12 protein-coding genes, 2 tRNA genes and 1 pseudogene are annotated in these 17,783 nt (G+C 72.0%); 13 read left to right on the forward strand and 2 right to left on the reverse strand.

Features of this window, described 5'->3' with window-relative positions; all coding sequences use genetic code 11:
- The first annotated feature begins 217 nt into the window (after positions 1–217).
- The 8 genes and pseudogenes from ACFWGJ_RS02740 (at position 218) to ACFWGJ_RS02775 (ending at position 9,015) form a co-directional block, all read left to right on the forward strand.
- Entirely contained in the window at positions 218–1,549 is a 1,332-nt protein-coding gene (locus tag ACFWGJ_RS02740; RefSeq protein ID WP_387320427.1) for an acyl-CoA dehydrogenase family protein, read from the forward strand.
- A 29-nt stretch (positions 1,550–1,578) separates the two neighbouring features.
- Positions 1,579–2,631, forward strand: coding sequence for a bifunctional MaoC family dehydratase N-terminal/OB-fold nucleic acid binding domain-containing protein (locus ACFWGJ_RS02745; protein ID WP_387320520.1), 1,053 nt, complete (start codon positions 1,579–1,581; stop codon positions 2,629–2,631).
- Entirely contained in the window at positions 2,631–3,671 is a 1,041-nt protein-coding gene (locus ACFWGJ_RS02750; RefSeq protein ID WP_387320429.1) for an acyl-CoA dehydrogenase family protein, read from the forward strand. The genes ACFWGJ_RS02745 and ACFWGJ_RS02750 overlap by 1 nt, the downstream gene beginning before the upstream one ends.
- A 38-nt stretch (positions 3,672–3,709) precedes the next feature.
- Positions 3,710–4,087 (forward strand): annotated as a pseudogene (locus ACFWGJ_RS02755) (MaoC/PaaZ C-terminal domain-containing protein); the annotation flags it as partial.
- 131 nt (positions 4,088–4,218) lie between these two features.
- Complete coding sequence (locus ACFWGJ_RS02760) at positions 4,219–5,391, forward strand: lipid-transfer protein (RefSeq protein WP_387320431.1); 1,173 nt, start codon at positions 4,219–4,221, stop codon at positions 5,389–5,391.
- A 139-nt stretch (positions 5,392–5,530) separates the two neighbouring features.
- Complete coding sequence (locus tag ACFWGJ_RS02765) at positions 5,531–6,397, forward strand: DUF1906 domain-containing protein (RefSeq protein WP_387320433.1); 867 nt, start codon at positions 5,531–5,533, stop codon at positions 6,395–6,397.
- A 247-nt stretch (positions 6,398–6,644) separates the two neighbouring features.
- Complete coding sequence (locus tag ACFWGJ_RS02770) at positions 6,645–7,190, forward strand: SigE family RNA polymerase sigma factor (protein WP_387320435.1); 546 nt, start codon at positions 6,645–6,647, stop codon at positions 7,188–7,190.
- A 178-nt stretch (positions 7,191–7,368) separates the two neighbouring features.
- Complete coding sequence (locus tag ACFWGJ_RS02775) at positions 7,369–9,015, forward strand: long-chain fatty acid--CoA ligase (RefSeq protein WP_387320522.1); 1,647 nt, start codon at positions 7,369–7,371, stop codon at positions 9,013–9,015.
- Between the two features lie 143 nt (positions 9,016–9,158).
- Here the strand turns inward: ACFWGJ_RS02775 and ACFWGJ_RS02780 are convergent, their stop codons facing one another.
- Positions 9,159–13,646, reverse strand: a complete 4,488-nt coding sequence (locus ACFWGJ_RS02780; RefSeq protein ID WP_387320437.1) for a PAS domain-containing protein — start codon at positions 13,644–13,646, stop codon at positions 9,159–9,161.
- Positions 13,647–13,921: 275 nt separating this feature from the next.
- Positions 13,922–14,380, reverse strand: a complete 459-nt coding sequence (locus ACFWGJ_RS02785; RefSeq protein ID WP_381834366.1) for an SSI family serine proteinase inhibitor — start codon at positions 14,378–14,380, stop codon at positions 13,922–13,924.
- Positions 14,381–14,591: 211 nt separating this feature from the next.
- On the opposite strand from ACFWGJ_RS02785, the gene ACFWGJ_RS02790 reads away from it, so the two are divergent.
- From ACFWGJ_RS02790 to ACFWGJ_RS02810, 5 genes are all read left to right on the forward strand, one after another.
- Positions 14,592–14,682, forward strand: a tRNA-Ser gene (locus tag ACFWGJ_RS02790).
- Between the two features lie 240 nt (positions 14,683–14,922).
- Positions 14,923–14,995, forward strand: a tRNA-Arg gene (locus tag ACFWGJ_RS02795).
- Positions 14,996–15,081: 86 nt separating this feature from the next.
- Positions 15,082–15,981: a DUF2797 domain-containing protein gene (locus ACFWGJ_RS02800; RefSeq protein WP_387320439.1), complete on the forward strand. Its 900-nt coding sequence runs from the start codon at positions 15,082–15,084 to the stop codon at positions 15,979–15,981.
- A gap of 148 nt (positions 15,982–16,129) precedes the next feature.
- Positions 16,130–16,528, forward strand: coding sequence for an antibiotic biosynthesis monooxygenase family protein (locus ACFWGJ_RS02805; RefSeq protein WP_387320441.1), 399 nt, complete (start codon positions 16,130–16,132; stop codon positions 16,526–16,528).
- Entirely contained in the window at positions 16,521–17,561 is a 1,041-nt protein-coding gene (locus ACFWGJ_RS02810) for an amidohydrolase family protein (RefSeq protein ID WP_387320442.1), read from the forward strand. Before ACFWGJ_RS02805 ends, ACFWGJ_RS02810 begins: the two co-directional genes overlap by 8 nt.
- Positions 17,562–17,783 lie beyond the last annotated feature (222 nt).

Consider the following 17,783-nt stretch of genomic DNA (forward strand, 5'->3'; position numbering starts at 1 on the left):
CCTAGATCTACACAAATAATATCTTCTAACACGTCAGATCTTCTTTACATAGACATCGCCGCGCAGACGTTTCTGCACGTGGCGGGTGTGGGGTGGGTGCGTGGCCGGTGCGGGATCCGGGCGTGGCCGAGCGACCTTGAGCCTTGACAGAGAAATGTATCTGACGGACAGTCAGAAATCATTGCTCGTACGTACGAGGTCCGGGAGGGACGTCGTCGTGCATCTCGCCCCCACCGAACGCCTGCGACGGCTGCGTGCCGAACTCCGCGTGTACTTCCGGGACCTGATGCCGGAGGGGCCACCTCCTGCCGGTACAGGTGCCGACATGCGCGCCGACACGCGTGCCGGTATGCGTGCCGGTTCCGCGGGGCAGCGGGCACTGCTGCGGCGCATCGGCGCCGACGGCTGGCTCGGTATCGGCTGGCCGGAGGCCTATGGGGGCCAAGGGCGGGGCGCCGACGAGCAGTTCGTCTTCTTCGACGAGGCCTGCCGGGCGGGCGCCCCGATCTCCATGGTCACGCTGAACACGGTCGGACCGACGCTCATGAAGTACGGGACCGAGGAGCAGAAGGATTACTTCCTGCCGCGGATCCTGCGCGGAGAGCTCGTGTTCGCGATCGGGTACAGCGAGCCGTCGGCCGGTACGGATCTGGCCTCGCTGCGGACCCGGGCCGTGCGGGTCGGCGGCCCGGAGGGGCATGCAGGCCAAGAGGGGCGTGGGGGACAAGAGGGATGTGAGGGGCAAGAGGGACGCGGGGGGCAAGAAGAGCGCGCGGGGCTCGACGAAGGGCCCGGCGTGGGGCCCGGCGGCGGGTGGATCGTCGACGGGCAGAAGGTGTTCACCTCCAACGCCCAGCACGCCGACTGGATCTGGCTCGCCTGCCGTACGGATCCCGACGCGCCCAAGCACAAGGGCATCTCGATCCTGCTGGTGCCCACGGACGCGCCCGGGTTCTCGTGGACACCGATCGAAACGGTGGGCGGGCTGACCACGACGGCCACGTACTACGACGGGATCCGGGTCCCGGCCTCCCGCCTGGTCGGTGAGGAGAACGCCGGCTGGGGGCTCATCACCAACCAGCTGAACCACGAACGCGTCGCGCTCGCCGCCCTCGGCATGCAGGCCGAGGACTTCTATCTGGCCGCGCTGGCCGCCGCCCGCGTCCCCGATCGGGTGACCGGGCGGCGCAGGGTTGACGAGCCGTGGGTGCGTTCGAGGCTGGCCGAGGTGCATGCCCGGCTGGCGGCAACACGCCTGCTCAACTGGCGTTTGGTGGGTGATGTGGCGGCCGGCCGGCTGGCACCCGGCGATGCGAGCGGCGTGAAAGTCGTGGGAACCGAATCGGCCGTCGCGGTGTACCGAATGTGTCAGGAAATCGTCGGATCGGACGCGCTGATCCGGGCCGGCTCGCCGGGGGTGTTCGGGGACGGCGAGCTGGAGCGGATGAACAGGGCGGCACAGATCAACACGTTCGGGGGCGGGGTGAGCGAGGTGCAGCGGGAGATCGTGGCGACGATGCGGCTCGGGATGACGAGGGGGCGGCGGTGAGCGGGAGGAGCGTGCCGGGCGAGGGGGCGGTGTCCGTAAGCGTGACCGAGGGCGGATACGAGGACATCCACGCGCGGTTGAAGACGTACGAAGGGCTGACGGCCGTCGGAGGCGTGGGCAAGGACCTGGTCAACGAACCGATGATCCGGCACTGGTGCGAGGCGATGGGAGACACCAGTCCGGCGTATGCGGGAGCGGACGCCGTCGCGCCGGCCACCATGCTCCAGGCCTGGACGATGGGGGGACTCTCCGGCCACGGGGGCCGCTCGGAGGCGTACGTCGAGATGCTCGGGCTGCTCGACGCCGCCGGGTACACCTCGGTGGTCGCCACCGACTGCGAGCAGGAGTATCTGCGGTTGCTTCGGCCGGGGGACCGGATCACCTTCGACTCGGTGATCGAGTCGGTCTCCGAGCGCAAGACGACCAAGCTGGGCACGGGGTACTTCATCACGACGCGGACGGATGTACGGGCGGGGGGCGAGCTAGCGGGGACGCATAGGTTCCGGATCCTCAAGTACGTACCTGCGGGGCGGCGCCGGACAGACGGCGCGACGGGCAGGGCAGCGACCGCGCCTGAGGCCGAGGAGACCGTGACGGACGCCGGGGAGGCTCTGGCGCCCGCCACGAAGGCCGTGGCGTCCACCGGAGAAGCCGCCTCGGCCTCCCGTCCCAAGCGGCCCCGCCCCGTCGTCAATCGCGACAACGCCGGCTTCTGGGAGGGCGTGTCCCGGCACCGGCTGCTCATCCAGCGCTGCGAGAAGTGCGCGACCCTGCGCTTCCCCTGGCTGCCGGGGTGCAACTCCTGCGGCTGCCTGGAGTGGGACACGGTCGAGGCGGCCGGTGAGGGGACCGTCTACTCGTACGTGGTGATGCACCACCCGCCCTTCCCGGCCTTCGACCCTCCGTACGCCGTGGGACTGGTCGAACTCGCCGAGGGCGTCCGGATGATCAGCAATGTGGTGGGGGTGCCGCACGACCGCGTACGGATCGGGATGCCGGTGCGGCTGGAGTTCGAGCGGGTGGACGAGGAGCTGGAACTGCCGGTCTTCCGTGCCGTCGCCGCCGAGGGGAGCGGGGGCTGATGGACTTCACGCCGACGGAGGAGCAGACGGCGGCCCGCGAGCTGGCCGCGCGGATCTTCGGCGACCTGTCGACGCACGAGCGGCTGACCGCCGTGGGGACGGGCAGCGACGGGGAGTTGTGGAAGGCGCTGTGCGAGGCGGGGCTGCCGGCCGCCGTCGAGGACATCGGGCTCCTCGGGCTGGTCCTCCTCCTGGAGGAGCAGGGGCGGACGACGGCCCAGGTGCCGTTCGCCGCGAGCTGTGTCCACGGGCTGCTGGCGGTGTCGGCGCACGGTTCGGCTGCACAGCGGGAGCGACTGCTGCCGGGGATCGCGGACGGTTCGCTCGTGATGACCGGCGTCCTGTCCGACACGGCGGTACGGGCAGGCGAGCGGGGCGAGTTGAGCGGGGTGGCCCCCGTGGTGCCGTGGCTCCGCGACGCCACGCATGTGCTGGTCGCCGACGAGGAGCACCGGTTGTGGCTCGTCCGGGCCGCCGACGCCCGGTGCGAGCCCGTCGAGACGACGGCTCCCTGGTCGGCCGGACGGCTGACCCTGGACGCCACACCGGCCGAACCACTCGGTGGCGTCGACGCGTACGACGACGTGCTGGCCACCGCGCGGACGGCCTTCGCGGGGCTGCAGGCGGGAGTGTGCGCGGGCTCGGTCGCCAGGGCCGTCGCGTACACCAACACCCGTGAGCAGTTCGGACAGCCGCTCGCGGCCAAGCAGGGGGTCCAACTCCGCGCGGCGGACGCTCACATGGACACCGAGGCGATACGGGTCACGGCGTACGAGGCGGCCTGGCGGAGGGACGAGGGGCTGGACTACGCCACGCATGCGCTGACCGCCGCCTGGTGGGCGTCTGAGGCGGGGCAGCGGGTCGTTCACGCGGGCCAGCATCTGCACGGCGGTATGGGGGCCGACCTGGAGCATCCCGTGCACCGGCACTTCCTGTGGGGACGGCAGCTGGACGCGTATCTGGGGTGCGGGAGCGAACTGCTGCAGGAACTGGGGGAGTCGATCGTGCACGGCGAGGGAGAGGGTGAGGGGGACGCATGACCACCGAAGCCGGGCGCTTGACCACCGGGATCGGGCCGGTGCGGGCCGGCGATGTGCTGGCACCGCTGGAGATCGAGATCACCCGCACGCTCGTCGTCGCCGGGGCGATCGCGTCGCGCGACTACCAGGACGTGCACCACGACGCCGAGGCGGCGCGGCAGAAGGGTTCGCCGGACATCTTCATGAACATCCTGACGACCAACGGACTGGTCGGGCGCTACATCACCGACCACTTCGGCCCCGAGGCCGTGCTGCGCAGAGTCGCGATCAGACTGGGCGCTCCCAACCACCCGGGCGACACCATGGTGCTGACCGGGGAGGTGGAGGACGTCCGGGGCGACACGGCGACGGTGCGGGTCGTCGGCGCCAACAGCCTCGGCAACCACGTCACCGGCACGGTGACGGTCACGGTGCCGGCACCGATGCCGCGGACGACGACGGACACCACCCCGGAGGTGACTGCGATCAGCCCCGAGGAGACCACGCTCAGCCCGGAGGTAGCCGCGACCGACCCGGGAGCGACCGCGACCACGCCGGAGGCCCGGTCATGAGCGTGCGGACGAGGGACAGCCTCGGGGGACGGGCGGCCGTCGTCGGGATAGGGGCCACCGAGTTCTCCAAGGACTCGGGGCGCAGCGAGCTGCGGCTCGCGGTGGAGGCGGTGCGGGCCGCGCTGGACGACGCGGGGCTCACACCCGGCGATGTGGACGGGCTGGTGACGTTCACGATGGACACGAGCCCCGAGATCACCGTCGCCCAGGCGGCCGGCATGGGCGAGCTGTCGTTCTTCTCCCGGATCCACTACGGCGGCGGGGCGGCCTGCGCGACCGTCCAGCAGGCGGCGCTGGCGGTGGCCTCGGGTGTGGCCGAGGTGGTGGTCTGCTATCGGGCGTTCAACGAGCGGTCGGGGCGGCGATTCGGTTCCGGGGTCCAGCGCCGGATGCCGTCCGCCGAGGGTGCGGCGCTCGGCTGGGCGCTGCCCTTCGGACTGCTCACACCCGCGTCCTGGGTGGCGATGGCGGCCCAGCGCTATCTGCACACGTACGGGCTGACCTCCGAGGCGTTCGGGCACGTCGCGGTCGTCGACCGGAAGTACGCGGCGACCAATCCTGCGGCGTACTTCCACGGCAGACCGATCTCGCTCGCGGATCATGCGGCGTCCCGCTGGATCGTCGAGCCGCTGAGGCTGCTCGACTGCTGCCAGGAGACCGACGGCGGACAGGCCCTGGTCGTCACCTCGGTGGAGCGGGCACGCGACCTTCCGCGTCCGCCGGCCGTGATCGTGGCCGCCGCCCAGGGTGCGGGGCGGGCCCAGGAGCAGATGACCAGTTTCTACCGGGACGATCTGACGGGGCTGCCGGAGATGAGTGTGGTGGCGCGGCAGCTGTGGCGTACGTCGGGGCTGACGCCGGCCGAGATCGACGTCGGGATTCTCTACGACCACTTCACGCCGTTCGTGCTGACGCAGCTGGAGGAGTTCGGGTTCTGCAAGCCGGGTGAGGCCGCGGACTTCGTGGCGGAGGAGCGGTTGCCGTTGAACACCCACGGAGGACAGCTCGGGGAGGCGTATCTGCACGGGATGAACGGAGTGGCGGAAGGGGTCAGACAACTGCGCGGTTCGGCCGTGAACCAGATACCCGGAGCCCGCAGGGTGCTGGTGACGGCGGGGACGGGCGTTCCGACCTCGGGATTGATCCTGGGATCGGACGACCGGGGCTGATCCAGGGATCAGCCCCGATCCCGGGTTCGGACGATCGGGGCTGATTGCGGGGCGGACGGATGAACGTGGCGCGTGTCCGGGCCCGCCGGCGCGGGCGGGGCCGTTGACTCGGCCTATGCGTTGGCTGCGATGTCACAAGATGATCGTCGGATTCGGGTTCGTGCTGCTCCTGCTGGGGCTCACGGCGGCACCACCGGCTCAGGCGGGGCCCTGGTCGCCGGGTGCCACCGCTCCGGTGGATTCCCCGGACCGGGAGCCGGGTGTCCGGGAATCCGGCGCGAGACCCAAGGCGCTCACGTTCAAGGGCCGTGCGTTCGACACCTGCCGGGCGCCGTCCGCGGACACGATGCGGCGATGGCGGGCGTCCCCCTACCGGGCGGTGGGTGTCTACTTCGGCGGTCGCGGCCGGGCCTGCCGGTCACAGCCCCATCTGAGTCACCGCTGGATGCGGACGGTGCGGGACCAGGGCTGGCGGGTGCTGCCGCTGTACGTGGGCTCGCAGTCGACCTGTGTGTTCGCGCGGCACAAGAAGAACGTACGGATCGGGCGGCATCCCTGGAAGCAGGGCACGGCGGAGGCCCGCGACGCGGTGAAGAGGGCGTCGGCGCTCGGTATGAGGCCCGGCAGCCCGCTCTTTTTGGACATGGAGGCATATGCGTACGGGAACAAGAGGTGTGCCCGCACCACGCTCCTGTTCGTGCGGGGGTGGAACCGTGAGGTGTCGCGCCGGGGATATCTGCCGGGGTTCTACAGCAGCGCCGGATCGGGCGTCCGCCACATGGAGCGCTCGCGGCGGGCCGGGGTGCGGGATCTGCCGGCTGTGGTGTGGTTCGCCCGCTGGGGCGTGAAGAACGGGCTGCACCGTGAGCCCGTACTGCGGAAGACCGCGTGGACGCCCGCGCGGCGCATCCACCAGTACGCGGGGAACGTACGGGAACGGCACGGCGGCCGGACGCTGCTGATCGACCGCAATCTGATGCACGCGCCGGTCGCACGCGTCGAGTGAACTGCCGGGGTGCCGGCCGGAGCGGTCCTCGTCCTCGCTCGTACTACTCCGGCACCATGCCGGGCGCCGGGCTACTGCGGTGGGAGTGCGCGGGGGCCCGTCTCTCAGGGGTGAACCCTCAGGGGTCCTGAGCCCCGTGTCCACCTTCAGGAGGTGGGGCCTGCCCCCCTCCTACAACCTGAGGCGGACAAGGCTTCGGGACCTGCGGCCGATCCGCTGGAGTAGGGGGCGATCCTAGCGTGGAGCCATGACCACACCCGTCTGCACCAGCGCTTCGAACGTGGCGACGCGGACCCATGCGTACCCGTCGTTCTCCTCGTACGTAAGGGCTCGCCAACCTGTGTTGCTGCGTACCGCGCGCTCGCTGACCGCGAACCCGTGCGACGCGGAGGATCTGCTGCAGACCGCCCTCACCAAGACGTATGTCGCCTGGGAGCGGATCGAGGACCACCGGGCGCTCGACGGATATGTGCGGCGGGCGCTGCTGAACACGCGGACGTCGCAGTGGCGCAAGCGGAAGGTCGACGAGTTCGCGTGCGACGAGATGCCGGAGCCGCAGGCGCCGCCGGCCGGGGACCCGGCGGAGCAGCAGGCACTGCACGACGCGATGTGGCGCGCGATCATGAAGCTGCCCGCGCGGCAGCGGGCGATGGTCGTCCTGCGGTACTACGAGGACCTGAGCGAGGCGCAGACGGCGGAGGTGCTGGGCGTGTCGATCGGTACGGTCAAGTCAGCCGTGTCACGCGCGCTGGGCAAGCTCCGTGAAGACCCTGAACTGGGTCCTGTGCGCTGACCCGTGCGGGCGGGTGCGGAGCGGAACACAGAGCGCAGGACTGGGCAAGCAATGCTTGCCGTGATGTGATCGATCGCCCAGGAGTAGTGACATACCGCGCGGTATGTGAGCAGAATCAGCCCAACCCTTACTACCGCGTAGGCAATGTCGCCCCCGGGAGGACGCCGTGCTGAGCACGATGCAGGACGTACCGCTGCTGATCTCTAGGATCCTGACCCACGGGTCGACCATCCACGGGTCGTCCCAGGTGATCACCTGGACCGGGGAGGCCGAGCCGCACCGGCGTTCGTTCGCCGAGATCGGGGCGCGGGCGGCACGGCTGGCACACGCCCTGCGCGACGACCTCGGAGTCCGCGACGACGACCGGGTCGCGACGCTGATGTGGAACAACGCCGAGCACGTCGAGGCGTACTACGCGATCCCGGCCATGGGCGCGATCCTCCACACGCTGAACCTCCGGCTGCCTCCCGAGCAGCTCGTCTGGATCGTCAACCACGCCGCCGACCGGGTCATCGTGGCCAACGGTTCGCTGCTCCCGCTGCTCGCCCCGCTGCTCCCGCACTTCAAGTCGGTCGAGCACGTGGTCCTCTCCGGTCCCGGCGACCGCTCGCTGCTCGACGGGGCGAGTGTCCAGGTGCACGAGTACGAGGAGCTGATCGCCGACAAGCCGGACAACTACGACTGGCCCGCGCTGGACGAACGCCAGGCCGCGGCCATGTGCTACACCTCCGGCACGACGGGCGACCCCAAGGGCGTCATCTACTCGCACCGCTCCATCTACCTGCACTCGATGCAGGTCAACATGACGCAGTCCATGGGGCTCACCGACGGGGACACCTCCCTCGTCGTGGTGCCGCAGTTCCATGTGAACGCCTGGGGCCTGCCGCACGCGATGTTCATGACCGGTGTGAACGTGCTGATGCCGGACCGCTTCCTGCAGCCCGCACCGCTCGCGGAGATGATCGAGAAGGAGCGTCCCACGCACGCCGCCGCCGTCCCCACCATCTGGCAGGGGCTGCTCGCGGAACTCAAGGGCAAGCCGCGTGACGTGAGTTCGCTGACCCAGGTCACCATCGGCGGCTCCGCCTGTCCGCCCGCCCTCATGAAGGCGTTCGACGAGCTGGGCATGCGCGTCTGCCACGCCTGGGGCATGACGGAGACCTCGCCGCTCGGCACCATCGCGCGACCGCCGGCCCACGTCGAAGAGGGATCGGACGAGGAGTTCGCGTATCGGCTCACCCAGGGCCGTTTCCCCGCCGGTGTCGAGCCCCGGCTGACCGGCCCCGGCGGCGAGCGGCTGCCCTGGGACGGCGAGTCCGCGGGCGAGCTGGAGGTGCGCGGCCCCTGGATCGCGAGCGCGTACTACGGCGGTCAGGGCGCCGAAGCGCTGCGCCCCGACGACAAGTTCAGCGAGGACGGCTGGCTCAAGACCGGTGACGTCGGCACGATCAGCCCCGACGGCTTCCTGACCCTGACCGACCGCGCCAAGGACGTCATCAAGTCCGGCGGCGAGTGGATCTCCTCGGTCGACCTGGAGAACGCCCTCATGGCCCACCCCGATGTCGCCGAGGCGGCGGTCGTCGCCGTCCCGGACGACAAGTGGGGCGAACGCCCGCTCGCCACCGTCGTGCTGAAGGAAGGCGCGGGCGCCGACTTCGACACCCTGCGCTCCTTCCTCGCGGACGAGGGCAAGATCGCCAAGTGGCAGCTCCCCGAGCGCTGGACGATCATCGAGTCGGTGCCGAAGACGAGCGTCGGCAAGTTCGACAAGAAGGTGCTGCGCAGGCAGTACGCGGCGGGCGAGCTGGACGTCACCCAGCTCTGACGGGCACGGCAGGCGATATGCACGGGTTGGGGCGTTGTTTAACGTGAAACAACGCCCCAACCCGTTTGTGCGCACGCATGGTTGAGACGACTGTGCGCACGCGTGGTTGAGGCGACCGTGTGCATGCGTGGCTGAGCCGACGCTCAGTTGGTGCCGATGCGCGCCAGCAGATCCACGATCCGGTCCTGCACCTCGGCGCTCGTCGACCGCTCGGCCAGGAACAGCACCGTCTCCCCCGCGGCCAGCCGCGGCAGTTCGGTCTGGTCGACGGCCGCGGTGTAGACGACCAGCGGGGTGCGGTTGAGCTGGCCGTTGGCACGCAGCCAGTCGACGATGCCGGCCTGTCGGCGGCGTACCTGCATCAGGTCCATCACCACGAGGTTCGGCCGCATCTGCCCGGCCAGCGTGACGGCGTCCTCGTCGGACGAGGCCCGTGCGACCTGCATTCCGCGCCGCTCCAGCGTCGACGTCAGCGCGAGCGCGATCTCCGCGTGCTCCTCGATGAGGAGAACCCGCGGCGGGTGCTGCTCGCTGTCGCGCGGCGCCAATGCCTTGAGGAGTACGGCGGGGTCGGCTCCGTACGCCGCCTCGCGTGTCGCCTGGCCGAGACCGGCGGTCACCAGGACCGGCACCTCGGCGGCGACGGCGGCCTGGCGCAGCGACTGCAGGGCCGTGCGCGTGATCGGACCGGTGAGCGGGTCGACGAACAGAGCGGCCGGGAAGGCGGCGATCTGCGCGTCGACCTCTTCGCGTGAGTGCACGATGACGGGCCGGTAGCCGCGGTCGCTCAGTGCCTGCTGCGTGGTGATGTCCGGCGCGGGCCACACCAGCAGCCGACGCGGGTTGTCCAGCGGCTCCGGGGGCAGTTCGTCGTCCATCGGCTGGGGGTGGGGCTGGTTCGCGACCTCCACCGCGCCACCTGGGCCGTCGAGCGGCTCGGGGCCTTCGTCGGCGTTCTGGTCGGGTGCCCCTATGGCGTACGAACGGCCGGTGCCCTCGGTGGTGTGGGCGAGGCGGGACTGCTGGCCGCCACCCGGGTGCGAGCGGGCCGCCGTGTCCGTCTGCTCGGCCGCGGGATCGGGCCGCGTACCGAGCTTGCGGCGCCGTCCGGAGCCGTTGGTCGCGTGCGGGGGAGGCGTGGGCGCCTGGGGCTGCGCCGCGGCGCCCCCCTGCGCCACGGGCGGTGCCTTTGACTGCGCCTGTGCCTGGGGAGCGGGAGACGCCGTCCGGCCGGGCCCCGGCTGCTGGGCGTCGATCATGCGGCGGCCGAACGGGACACCCTGCCCGAGCGTACGGACGCTGATGGCCCGGCCCTGGGTCGAGTTGGGGTCGATGGGAGGCGCCGCGGCCTCCGCGGGAAGGGGCTGTGCGACGCGTTGCTGTTCCTGGGCCGCCGCGGGCTCGGGAGCGGCCGACGCATCGGCCGTGCCCGGCCACGGCTGCGGCGCGGCGGCGTCCTCCGGCTGTACGGGTACTCCGGCGCCGGAGGTGTCGGCCGCGCCGGGCCATGGCTGAGGCGAGGCGGTCGCGTCGGCGTGCGGAGTCCCGGCCGCGGGCGTCTGCGGTTGCTGCTGCGGTTGCGGCCGGCCCGGACCCGCCGCGGGTGTGCCCTGGGCAGGCGTGCCGGGTGCCGGGGCTCCGACGTGGCCCGGGACCCCCTCGGCCGTCGCGGGAGCCGCGAGACCGGCCGGGGCGAGCCCTCCGGGAACAGCCTGCGGCGGCAGGGGCTGACCGGGGAGAGGCGCCGCCTGCGGTGTCTGCGGTGGGAGGGCCTGCCCCGGGACGGCCTGTCCCACGGCAGGGACGGCCGAAGGAGCACCGTGCCCTGGGTTTCCCTGACCAGGTACGGCTACGGGCGCGGGTGCGGGCTGTCCGGGGACGGCCTGCTGGGCAACGCCCTGCGGGGGCACGGCCTCCGGCGGAACGGCCTGCGCGGGAGGCAGATGGCCCGGCATCGGCTGCTGTGCGGGAGCCCCGGCCGCCGCATCCGGCGTCACCTCGCCCGCGCTCACGCCCGCTGCCTCGCCCGCGGCCTGCCGAGCCCGTCGGCGTCCGCCGGGCGCCTGCACCGGATGCGGCTGGGGCGGCGTGTGATCGTCGGCAGGATCGCGCAGGGCAACGTCATGGCGTCCGGCGCCGACGGCTGCCTGAGCGTGGCCATGGCCCTCGGCGGACTGCGCCGCGTACTCCGGAGAGCGGTCCGCCTCGGCGGGCGGCAGCGCGAACACCGCGCGGGGCCCCGCTTCCTGAGCCGCCGCACGCTCCGCCGCGGCGGCCAGCGCACGTCGGCGCCGCCCGGTCGGCTGAGCACCGCCACCGTCGGCGCTCTCACCGGCGTCCCCACCCGAACCCGCACCCGTACCGGGCCCGGAGGGTACGGCCGCGGGCAGTGCGGCCGGCAGGGCCTGCCGGCCGCCGTCCTGCAGTGCTCGGCGTCCGTCGGCGGGCGCGGGCACACCCTGCGGAGGCACGGTCGCCCCCAGTCCGGTGGCCGCGGTACCGGCCGCGTGCTCGGCGGCGGTCACCACCGCGCCCTCGGAGACGCCGCCCTCGACGGGGCTCGGCCGACCACGCCGCCGTCCGGTCGCGCCGTTGCCCTCGGCAGCACCGGCAGCACCTGCAGGACCGGCAGCATGGGAAGTACCGGAAGCACTCTCGTCCCCGGGGGCCTGGGCCGGCAGCGCGGGCTGCCCCGCGGCCTCCGCGGCACGCCTGCGCCGCCCGGTGGGCACGGCCGCCTCCGTCGAGGGCCCCACCTCGCTCTCCAGGAAGGCGTCGACGGACGCGCGCCGGGCCCGCCGCCGTCCGCCCCCCTGCGGGGAAGCCTGCTCGGGCAGCGCGAGGGCGGAACCGACCGCACCGGAGCCCGCTCCTGCTCCCACAGCCGCTTCGGCGGCCGGAGAGCCGTCCGGGCCCGGACCGGCATCGGGAAGGGCGCCCGCACCCGGAACGGCGGCCGGGACCGACCCGGCCCCGCCGCCGATGGGCACTTCGAGAACGAACGCGCTGCCGCTCATCCCGGGGACCTCGTGCGTCTGCAGCACTCCCCCGTGCGCGCGCACGATTCCGCGCACGATGGGCTCGTGCACCGGGTCTCCCCCGGCGTACGGCCCGCGTACCTCGATGCGTACGCCCTCACCGCGCTGCGCGGCCGCCACGACGACCGTGTTGTCCATGTAGCCGCCGGCCGAGGCCGGTGAGTTGCCCGTGGAGTCGACGCCCGCGACGTCCGCGATGAGGTGCGCGAGCGCGGTGGCGAGCCGCTGCGGGTCGACCTCGGCCTCGATGGGCGGCGCGTGCACGGCGAACTGCACCCGCCCGGGCCCGATCAGCTCGACGGCCCCGTCGACCCCGGCCGCGACGACCGCGTCCAGCATCACTTTCGTACGGGTGACGCCTTCGGTCCCGGAGTCGAGGCGCTGGTACGCGAGGACGTTGTCGACGAGTGTGGTGATGCGCGAGTAGCCGGCCGAGAGGTGGTGCAGCACCTGGTTGGCCTCGGGCCACAGCTGTCCGGCGTCGTCCGCGGCGAGGGTCGCGAGTTCGCCGCGCAGCTGGTCCAGGGGCCCGCGCAGGGAGCGCCCCAGAACGGCCAGCAGCTGCTCGTGCCGCGCGGACAGGGCCTCGTAACGGTCCTTCTCGCGCTCGGCGAGGGCCGCGTACCGGTCGTCCCCGGCGGCCAGTTCCTCCGCGTGCTGCTCACGCAGCTCGGCGAGCACCCCGGAGTGCTCCTCCTTGAGGGCGGCCAGCTCCTCGGCGTGCGTCTCGGCGGCCTGCGCGAGTTCCTGCTGATGCCGCTCGGCCTCGGCGTCCTTCTCCTCGGCGAGCGCGTCGTACGGCCGCCGGTCCGTGAAGGTCATCACGGCTCCGACGAGCTGGTCGCCGTCCCGTACCGGCGCGGTGGTCAGGTCGACCGGCACCCGGTCGCCGCTCTTGGACCACAGCACCTGCCCGCGCACCCGGTGCTTGCGCCCGGACCGCAGGGTGTCGGCGAGCGGCGACTCCTCGTACGGGAAGGGCTCGCCGTCCGCGCGCGAGTGCAGCATCAGCGGGTGCAGTTCCTGCCCGCCGAGGTCGCTGGCCCGGAAGCCGAGTATCTGGGCGGCGGCGGGATTGACGAGGACGACCCGTCCCTCGGTGTCCGTGCCGACCACGCCCTCGGCGGCGGCACGCAGGATCATCTCCGTCTGCCGCTGCGAGCGCGCGAGCTCCGCCTCGGTGTCGACGGTGCCGGAGAGGTCCCGTACGACGATCATCAGCAGCTCGTCGCCGGTGTAGCCGTAACCGTCGTACGCCTGCTGCCCGTTCTCCAGGTTCGCGCTGGTGACCTCGACGGGGAACTCGCTGCCGTCCGTGCGGCGGGCGATCATCCGGGTGGGCCGGGTGCGTCCGTTCTCGTCGACGGTGTCGGCCCGCCGCATCGTGCCCGGGATGAGCCGGGAGTCGAACTGCGGCAGCAGATCGAGCAGTCCGCGCCCCACGAGCGCGGTGCCCGGGGCCTCGAAGGCCTCCAGGGCGATGGTGTTGGCGTTGACGACCGTTCCGTTGGCGTTGACCAGTACCAACGCGTCGGGAAGTGCGTCGAGTATGGCTGCGAGGCGAGCAGCGCCTCGGGATGGCCTGCTGCTCACGAGACGCTTCCTCCCTGTTACCGCACCTTGCCGACCGCGGTAGCCATCTTGCCAACGGGGCCGCGACGTGTCACGCGAGGGAGTCTACGGGCAGTGGTTGCGCTCGCGACGCCGGATGAGAGGGAGGTCGCACGTAGAGGGGAAGCAGAACGCACGCAGAAGGCCTGGAGAACCTGTGACCGTGCGATTCGCCGCCCCGGCCGCCGCACCCGGTCCCACGAATGCGCCGGCTCCCGGCCACCCGCCCCGCTCCACGGGTCTGTGGGACTGCGGGTCTACGCGCCGAGATCGGGGAGGACGGGCACGAGGGCGTCCCAGCGCGCGATCTCGCACCCGTCACCGCGCCGGTACGTCGCGTCGACGGGCCGGCCGGCCCAGGTGCCCGTGACGTGCGCGGTGGCCGGACCGCCGTACTGCATCGTGCACATCCCGCGCTCCTGCGCGGGTGCGAACGGGCTCTTGCCCCACGAGGTGTTCCGGTCCAGGTAGTCGCAGGCGTCCTGCGCCCGGGGATGGCTGCCGCCCGCCGGATGGCAGTCGAGCTCGAACTTCCCGTCGCGGCCCTCGCCGGCCCCGCTCACCGTCACCGTGAGGTGGTCGCTGCGGTCCGCACCGCTCACCGGCGGCGGCACGAGGGGAAACGAATCGGCGTACGCGACCGCCGGCGCCCCGGACAGCGCGGCGAAGGAGGCGGCGGCGGAGGTGGCGACGGTGAGGGCGATGCGGCGCAGCATGGTGGATCCCCTGACGACGGTTCTGGTCGACTGCCCTGGCGACAGCCCTGACGCCTGCTCTAACGCCGTCCGAGCCCCGACGTTGCGCGGGGGAGAAGGGCTTTGCCCTCGGGGCTTTCCGCCTAGTACCGTGGGAGGCGATTGGTGACAGCCCGCTCGACTGTGTCATCATCTGCACGCACCATTTCGCGCAGGCGAGGATGGTTGTGCTGGAGGCGTCGCCTAGTCCGGTCTATGGCGCCGCACTGCTAATGCGGTTTGGGACTTCAATCCCATCGAGGGTTCAAATCCCTCCGCCTCCGCAGAAGATCACGAAGCCCCGGTCGTCCACGACCGGGGCTTCGTCGTTCCTTGATCGTTCCTGACGCTCCACGGGGCCGCGCCAGCAGCCGTCCGAGGGCCACCAGGAGGTCGTTTCCGCAGGTCAGGCAGGGTCCGGCAAACGGATTTCGCCTCACGGCGCCAGTCATGTAATGTTGTTCCCGCAACGCCAACCGGGCAGAAAAGTCCGGAAGGAAGAGCAAACACAACAGAACACACAAGCACTCGTAGCTTAACGGATAGAGCATCTGACTACGGATCAGAAGGTTGCAGGTTCGAATCCTGCCGAGTGCACACAGATGAGAAGCCCCGGACCATGGTCCGGGGCTTCTTTCGTCGTGGCGGCCCACTGTCAGTGCCGGGCTCTACGCTCGTCAGTGATGGCACAGGTGTGGAAGTGCAGGGGGCTTCGGTGGGCCGGGTGTGAGCCCGTGCTGGTCTGGGACGGGGGGCGTGACAGTGCGTTGCCGTGGGGGAAGCAGGTCGCGTTCGCCGTCGTGGGCGGGGGTGAGCGGCGGTGCGTGGGGGCGCGCGGGCACAGCTGTTTCGCGGGGGCCGCGGTGTCCGGGCGCAGTGTCGGGGCCCGTTGTGAGGAGTGCGCGCGGCTGGACCGGGCCCATTCCGTCGCGGCGGACACCATCGCCGACGACCCCCGGCCCTACTCCGTCTATCTGGCCTGGTTCGGACCCGGGCTGGTCAAGGTGGGGATCACCGCCGTCGAGCGCGGATCGGCCCGCCTGCTGGAGCAGGGCGCCGTCGTCTTCACCTGGCTGGGGCGGGGGCCGCTGATGTCCGCCCGGCGCAGTGAGGAGCTGTTGCGTACGGCGCTGGGGGTGCCGGACCGGATCGCGTACGACGCCAAGCGGGCCGTTCGGAGCGCGCTGCCGGAGCGGGGCGTTCGGGCGGCGGAGGTGCGGGAACTGCATGCGCGGGCCGTGGGGCTGGACGGGTGGCCGGACGCGTTGCGGCGGATGCCGTTCGAGGCCGTCGACCACACGGACGCGTTCGGGCTCGACGGGCTGCCGCCGGCCGTGGCCGCCGTCGGCGAGCTGGTCCCGGGAGGCGTCGTGCGCGGTGAGCTGGTCGCCGCCGCCGGGCCCGATCTGCATCTGCGGACCGGCCGGGGGGTCGTCGTGCTCGATACGCGCCTCATGACCGGGTGGGAACTGACCGGAGCGGCCGGAGCGACCGGAGAGGTCGGGGCGACCGGGTTGGGGGACCGTGGGGACATCACCGTGCCCGTGCGGGAGTTCGGGGGAGTTCAGGACGGGCTTTTCTGATGGGCAGGGCGGGTGGCAGGGAGCACAGGGGGCCGGGGCGCCCGTGGGCATGTGGGTGTGACCGGATGGTCAAGAGATCGATCCCTTGGAGATCCCCTTCGGTAAACCGTCTGGACTTGGTGCGGCGGGCGGATCGAGGGTGGGCGGTATGAGCCCTCAGGATGCCTCCGCCCCGCTCCCCTCTCCCGCCCCGCACTCGTCCTCCCCCGTGCCCGTCGCCGCGTACGACCCTCCCTACTACGCCGTCGTCTTCACCTCGGTGAAGACGGAGGACGGCGAGTCCGGCGCGTACGGGGAGACCAATGAGCGGATGGAGGAGCTGGTCGGGGAGATACCCGGCTACCTCGGGATGGACCACGCGGGGTCGCCGGGCGGGCTGTCCATCACCGTCGGGTACTTCCGGGACGCGGACGCCGTCGAGGAGTGGCGCAGCAATGCCGAGCACCTGGCGGCGCAGAAGCGTGGGCGTGCCGAGTGGTACCAGCGCTACACGCTGCATGTCGCCAAGGTCGAGCGGAGCCACGGTTTCGAGCTCGGACATGGCTGACGGCACGGAGGAGGGCGTGGACGCTGAGCCGGACGCGGGCGCGAGCGCGGACACTGAACCGGGCGCGGACGCGGAAGCCCTCGGCGTACGGCGGTTCTGGGAAGGCCTCGGTCTTCCCGGGCTCGTCGACGTCCACACCCACTTCATGCCCGAGTCCGTGCTGAAGAAGGTCTGGGCGTACTTCGACGCGCTCGGGCCGCTCACCGGCGGTGTCGAGTGGCCCATCACCTACCGGGCCGAGGAGGACGAACGGGTCGGGATGCTGCGGGAGTTCGGCGTGCGTGCCTTCACCGCCATGCTCTACCCGCACAAGCCGGGCATGGCCGAGTGGCTGAACCAGTGGGCCGTCGACTTCGCCCGCCGGACCCCCGACTGCCTCCACACGGCGACGCTGTTCCCGGAGCCGGGCGTGGCGGAGTACGTGCGCAGGGCGCTGGACGACGGGGCGCGGGTCTTCAAGGCGCACGTCCAGGTGGGGGCGTACGACCCCGCCGACGCGCTTCTCGATCCGGCCTGGGGCGTGCTCGCCGAGGCGGGGACCCCTGTTGTGATCCACTGCGGATCCGGTCCCTCGCCCGGCAAGCACACCGGGCCCGGGCCGGTCGGCCGGGTGCTCGCGCGGCATCCGCGGTTGCGGCTGGTGATCGCGCACATGGGAATGCCGGAGTACGAGGATTTCCTCGACCTCGCCGAGCGGTTCGGGGAGGTGCGGCTGGACACGACGATGGCGTTCACGGACTTCAGCGAGGGGTTCGCCCCGTTCCCCCGGCGCGCGCTCCCCCGCCTCGCCGGACGACCGGGCCTCTCCGCTCGGCCGGGCCTGGCCGGACAGCTCCGCCCTGACGGCCCGCCCCGTCACGCGGATCTCCCCCGGCTCTCCGGTCTCGGCGACCGGATCCTGCTCGGGACCGACTTCCCCAACCTCCCCTACCCGTACGAGCATCAGCTGCGGGCGCTGGAGCGGCTCGGGCTCGGGGAGGACTGGCTGCGGGCGGTCTGCCATGACAACGGGGCGCGCCTGTTCGGGCTGTGAGCGCCCGGACCCGCTCGCGTGAGGCTGGCCCTGCCCGGTGCGAGCCCGGACCTGCCCGTACGAGGCTGGACCGCCCGTGCGAGCCCGGACCCGCCCCTGCGAGGCTGGACCGCCCGTGAGGGCCCGGACCCGCCCCTGCGAGGCTGGACCGCCCGTGAGGGCCCGGACCCGCCCCTGCGAGGCCGGACCTGCCCGGTGCGAGCCCGGACCTGCCCGTACGAG

Origin of the sequence: Streptomyces sp. NPDC060205 (assembly GCF_042728395.1) — a bacterium.
In the GTDB taxonomy this organism is placed as follows: Bacteria; Actinomycetota; Actinomycetes; order Streptomycetales; family Streptomycetaceae; genus Streptomyces.

What these genes read in the sequence shown, in the direction of transcription:
- ACFWGJ_RS02800 (WP_387320439.1), top strand. Translation starts at nt 15,082, where the DNA reads ATGGCACAGGTGTGGAAGTGCAGGGGGCTTCGGTGGGCCGGGTGTGAG.
- ACFWGJ_RS02785 (WP_381834366.1), bottom strand. Translation starts at nt 14,380, where the DNA reads ATGCTGCGCCGCATCGCCCTCACCGTCGCCACCTCCGCCGCCGCCTCC.
- ACFWGJ_RS02750 (WP_387320429.1), top strand. Translation starts at nt 2,631, where the DNA reads ATGGACTTCACGCCGACGGAGGAGCAGACGGCGGCCCGCGAGCTGGCC.
- ACFWGJ_RS02805 (WP_387320441.1), top strand. Translation starts at nt 16,130, where the DNA reads ATGAGCCCTCAGGATGCCTCCGCCCCGCTCCCCTCTCCCGCCCCGCAC.
- ACFWGJ_RS02775 (WP_387320522.1), top strand. Translation starts at nt 7,369, where the DNA reads ATGCAGGACGTACCGCTGCTGATCTCTAGGATCCTGACCCACGGGTCG.
- ACFWGJ_RS02760 (WP_387320431.1), top strand. Translation starts at nt 4,219, where the DNA reads ATGAGCGTGCGGACGAGGGACAGCCTCGGGGGACGGGCGGCCGTCGTC.
- ACFWGJ_RS02765 (WP_387320433.1), top strand. Translation starts at nt 5,531, where the DNA reads ATGATCGTCGGATTCGGGTTCGTGCTGCTCCTGCTGGGGCTCACGGCG.
- ACFWGJ_RS02770 (WP_387320435.1), top strand. Translation starts at nt 6,645, where the DNA reads ATGACCACACCCGTCTGCACCAGCGCTTCGAACGTGGCGACGCGGACC.
- ACFWGJ_RS02810 (WP_387320442.1), top strand. Translation starts at nt 16,521, where the DNA reads ATGGCTGACGGCACGGAGGAGGGCGTGGACGCTGAGCCGGACGCGGGC.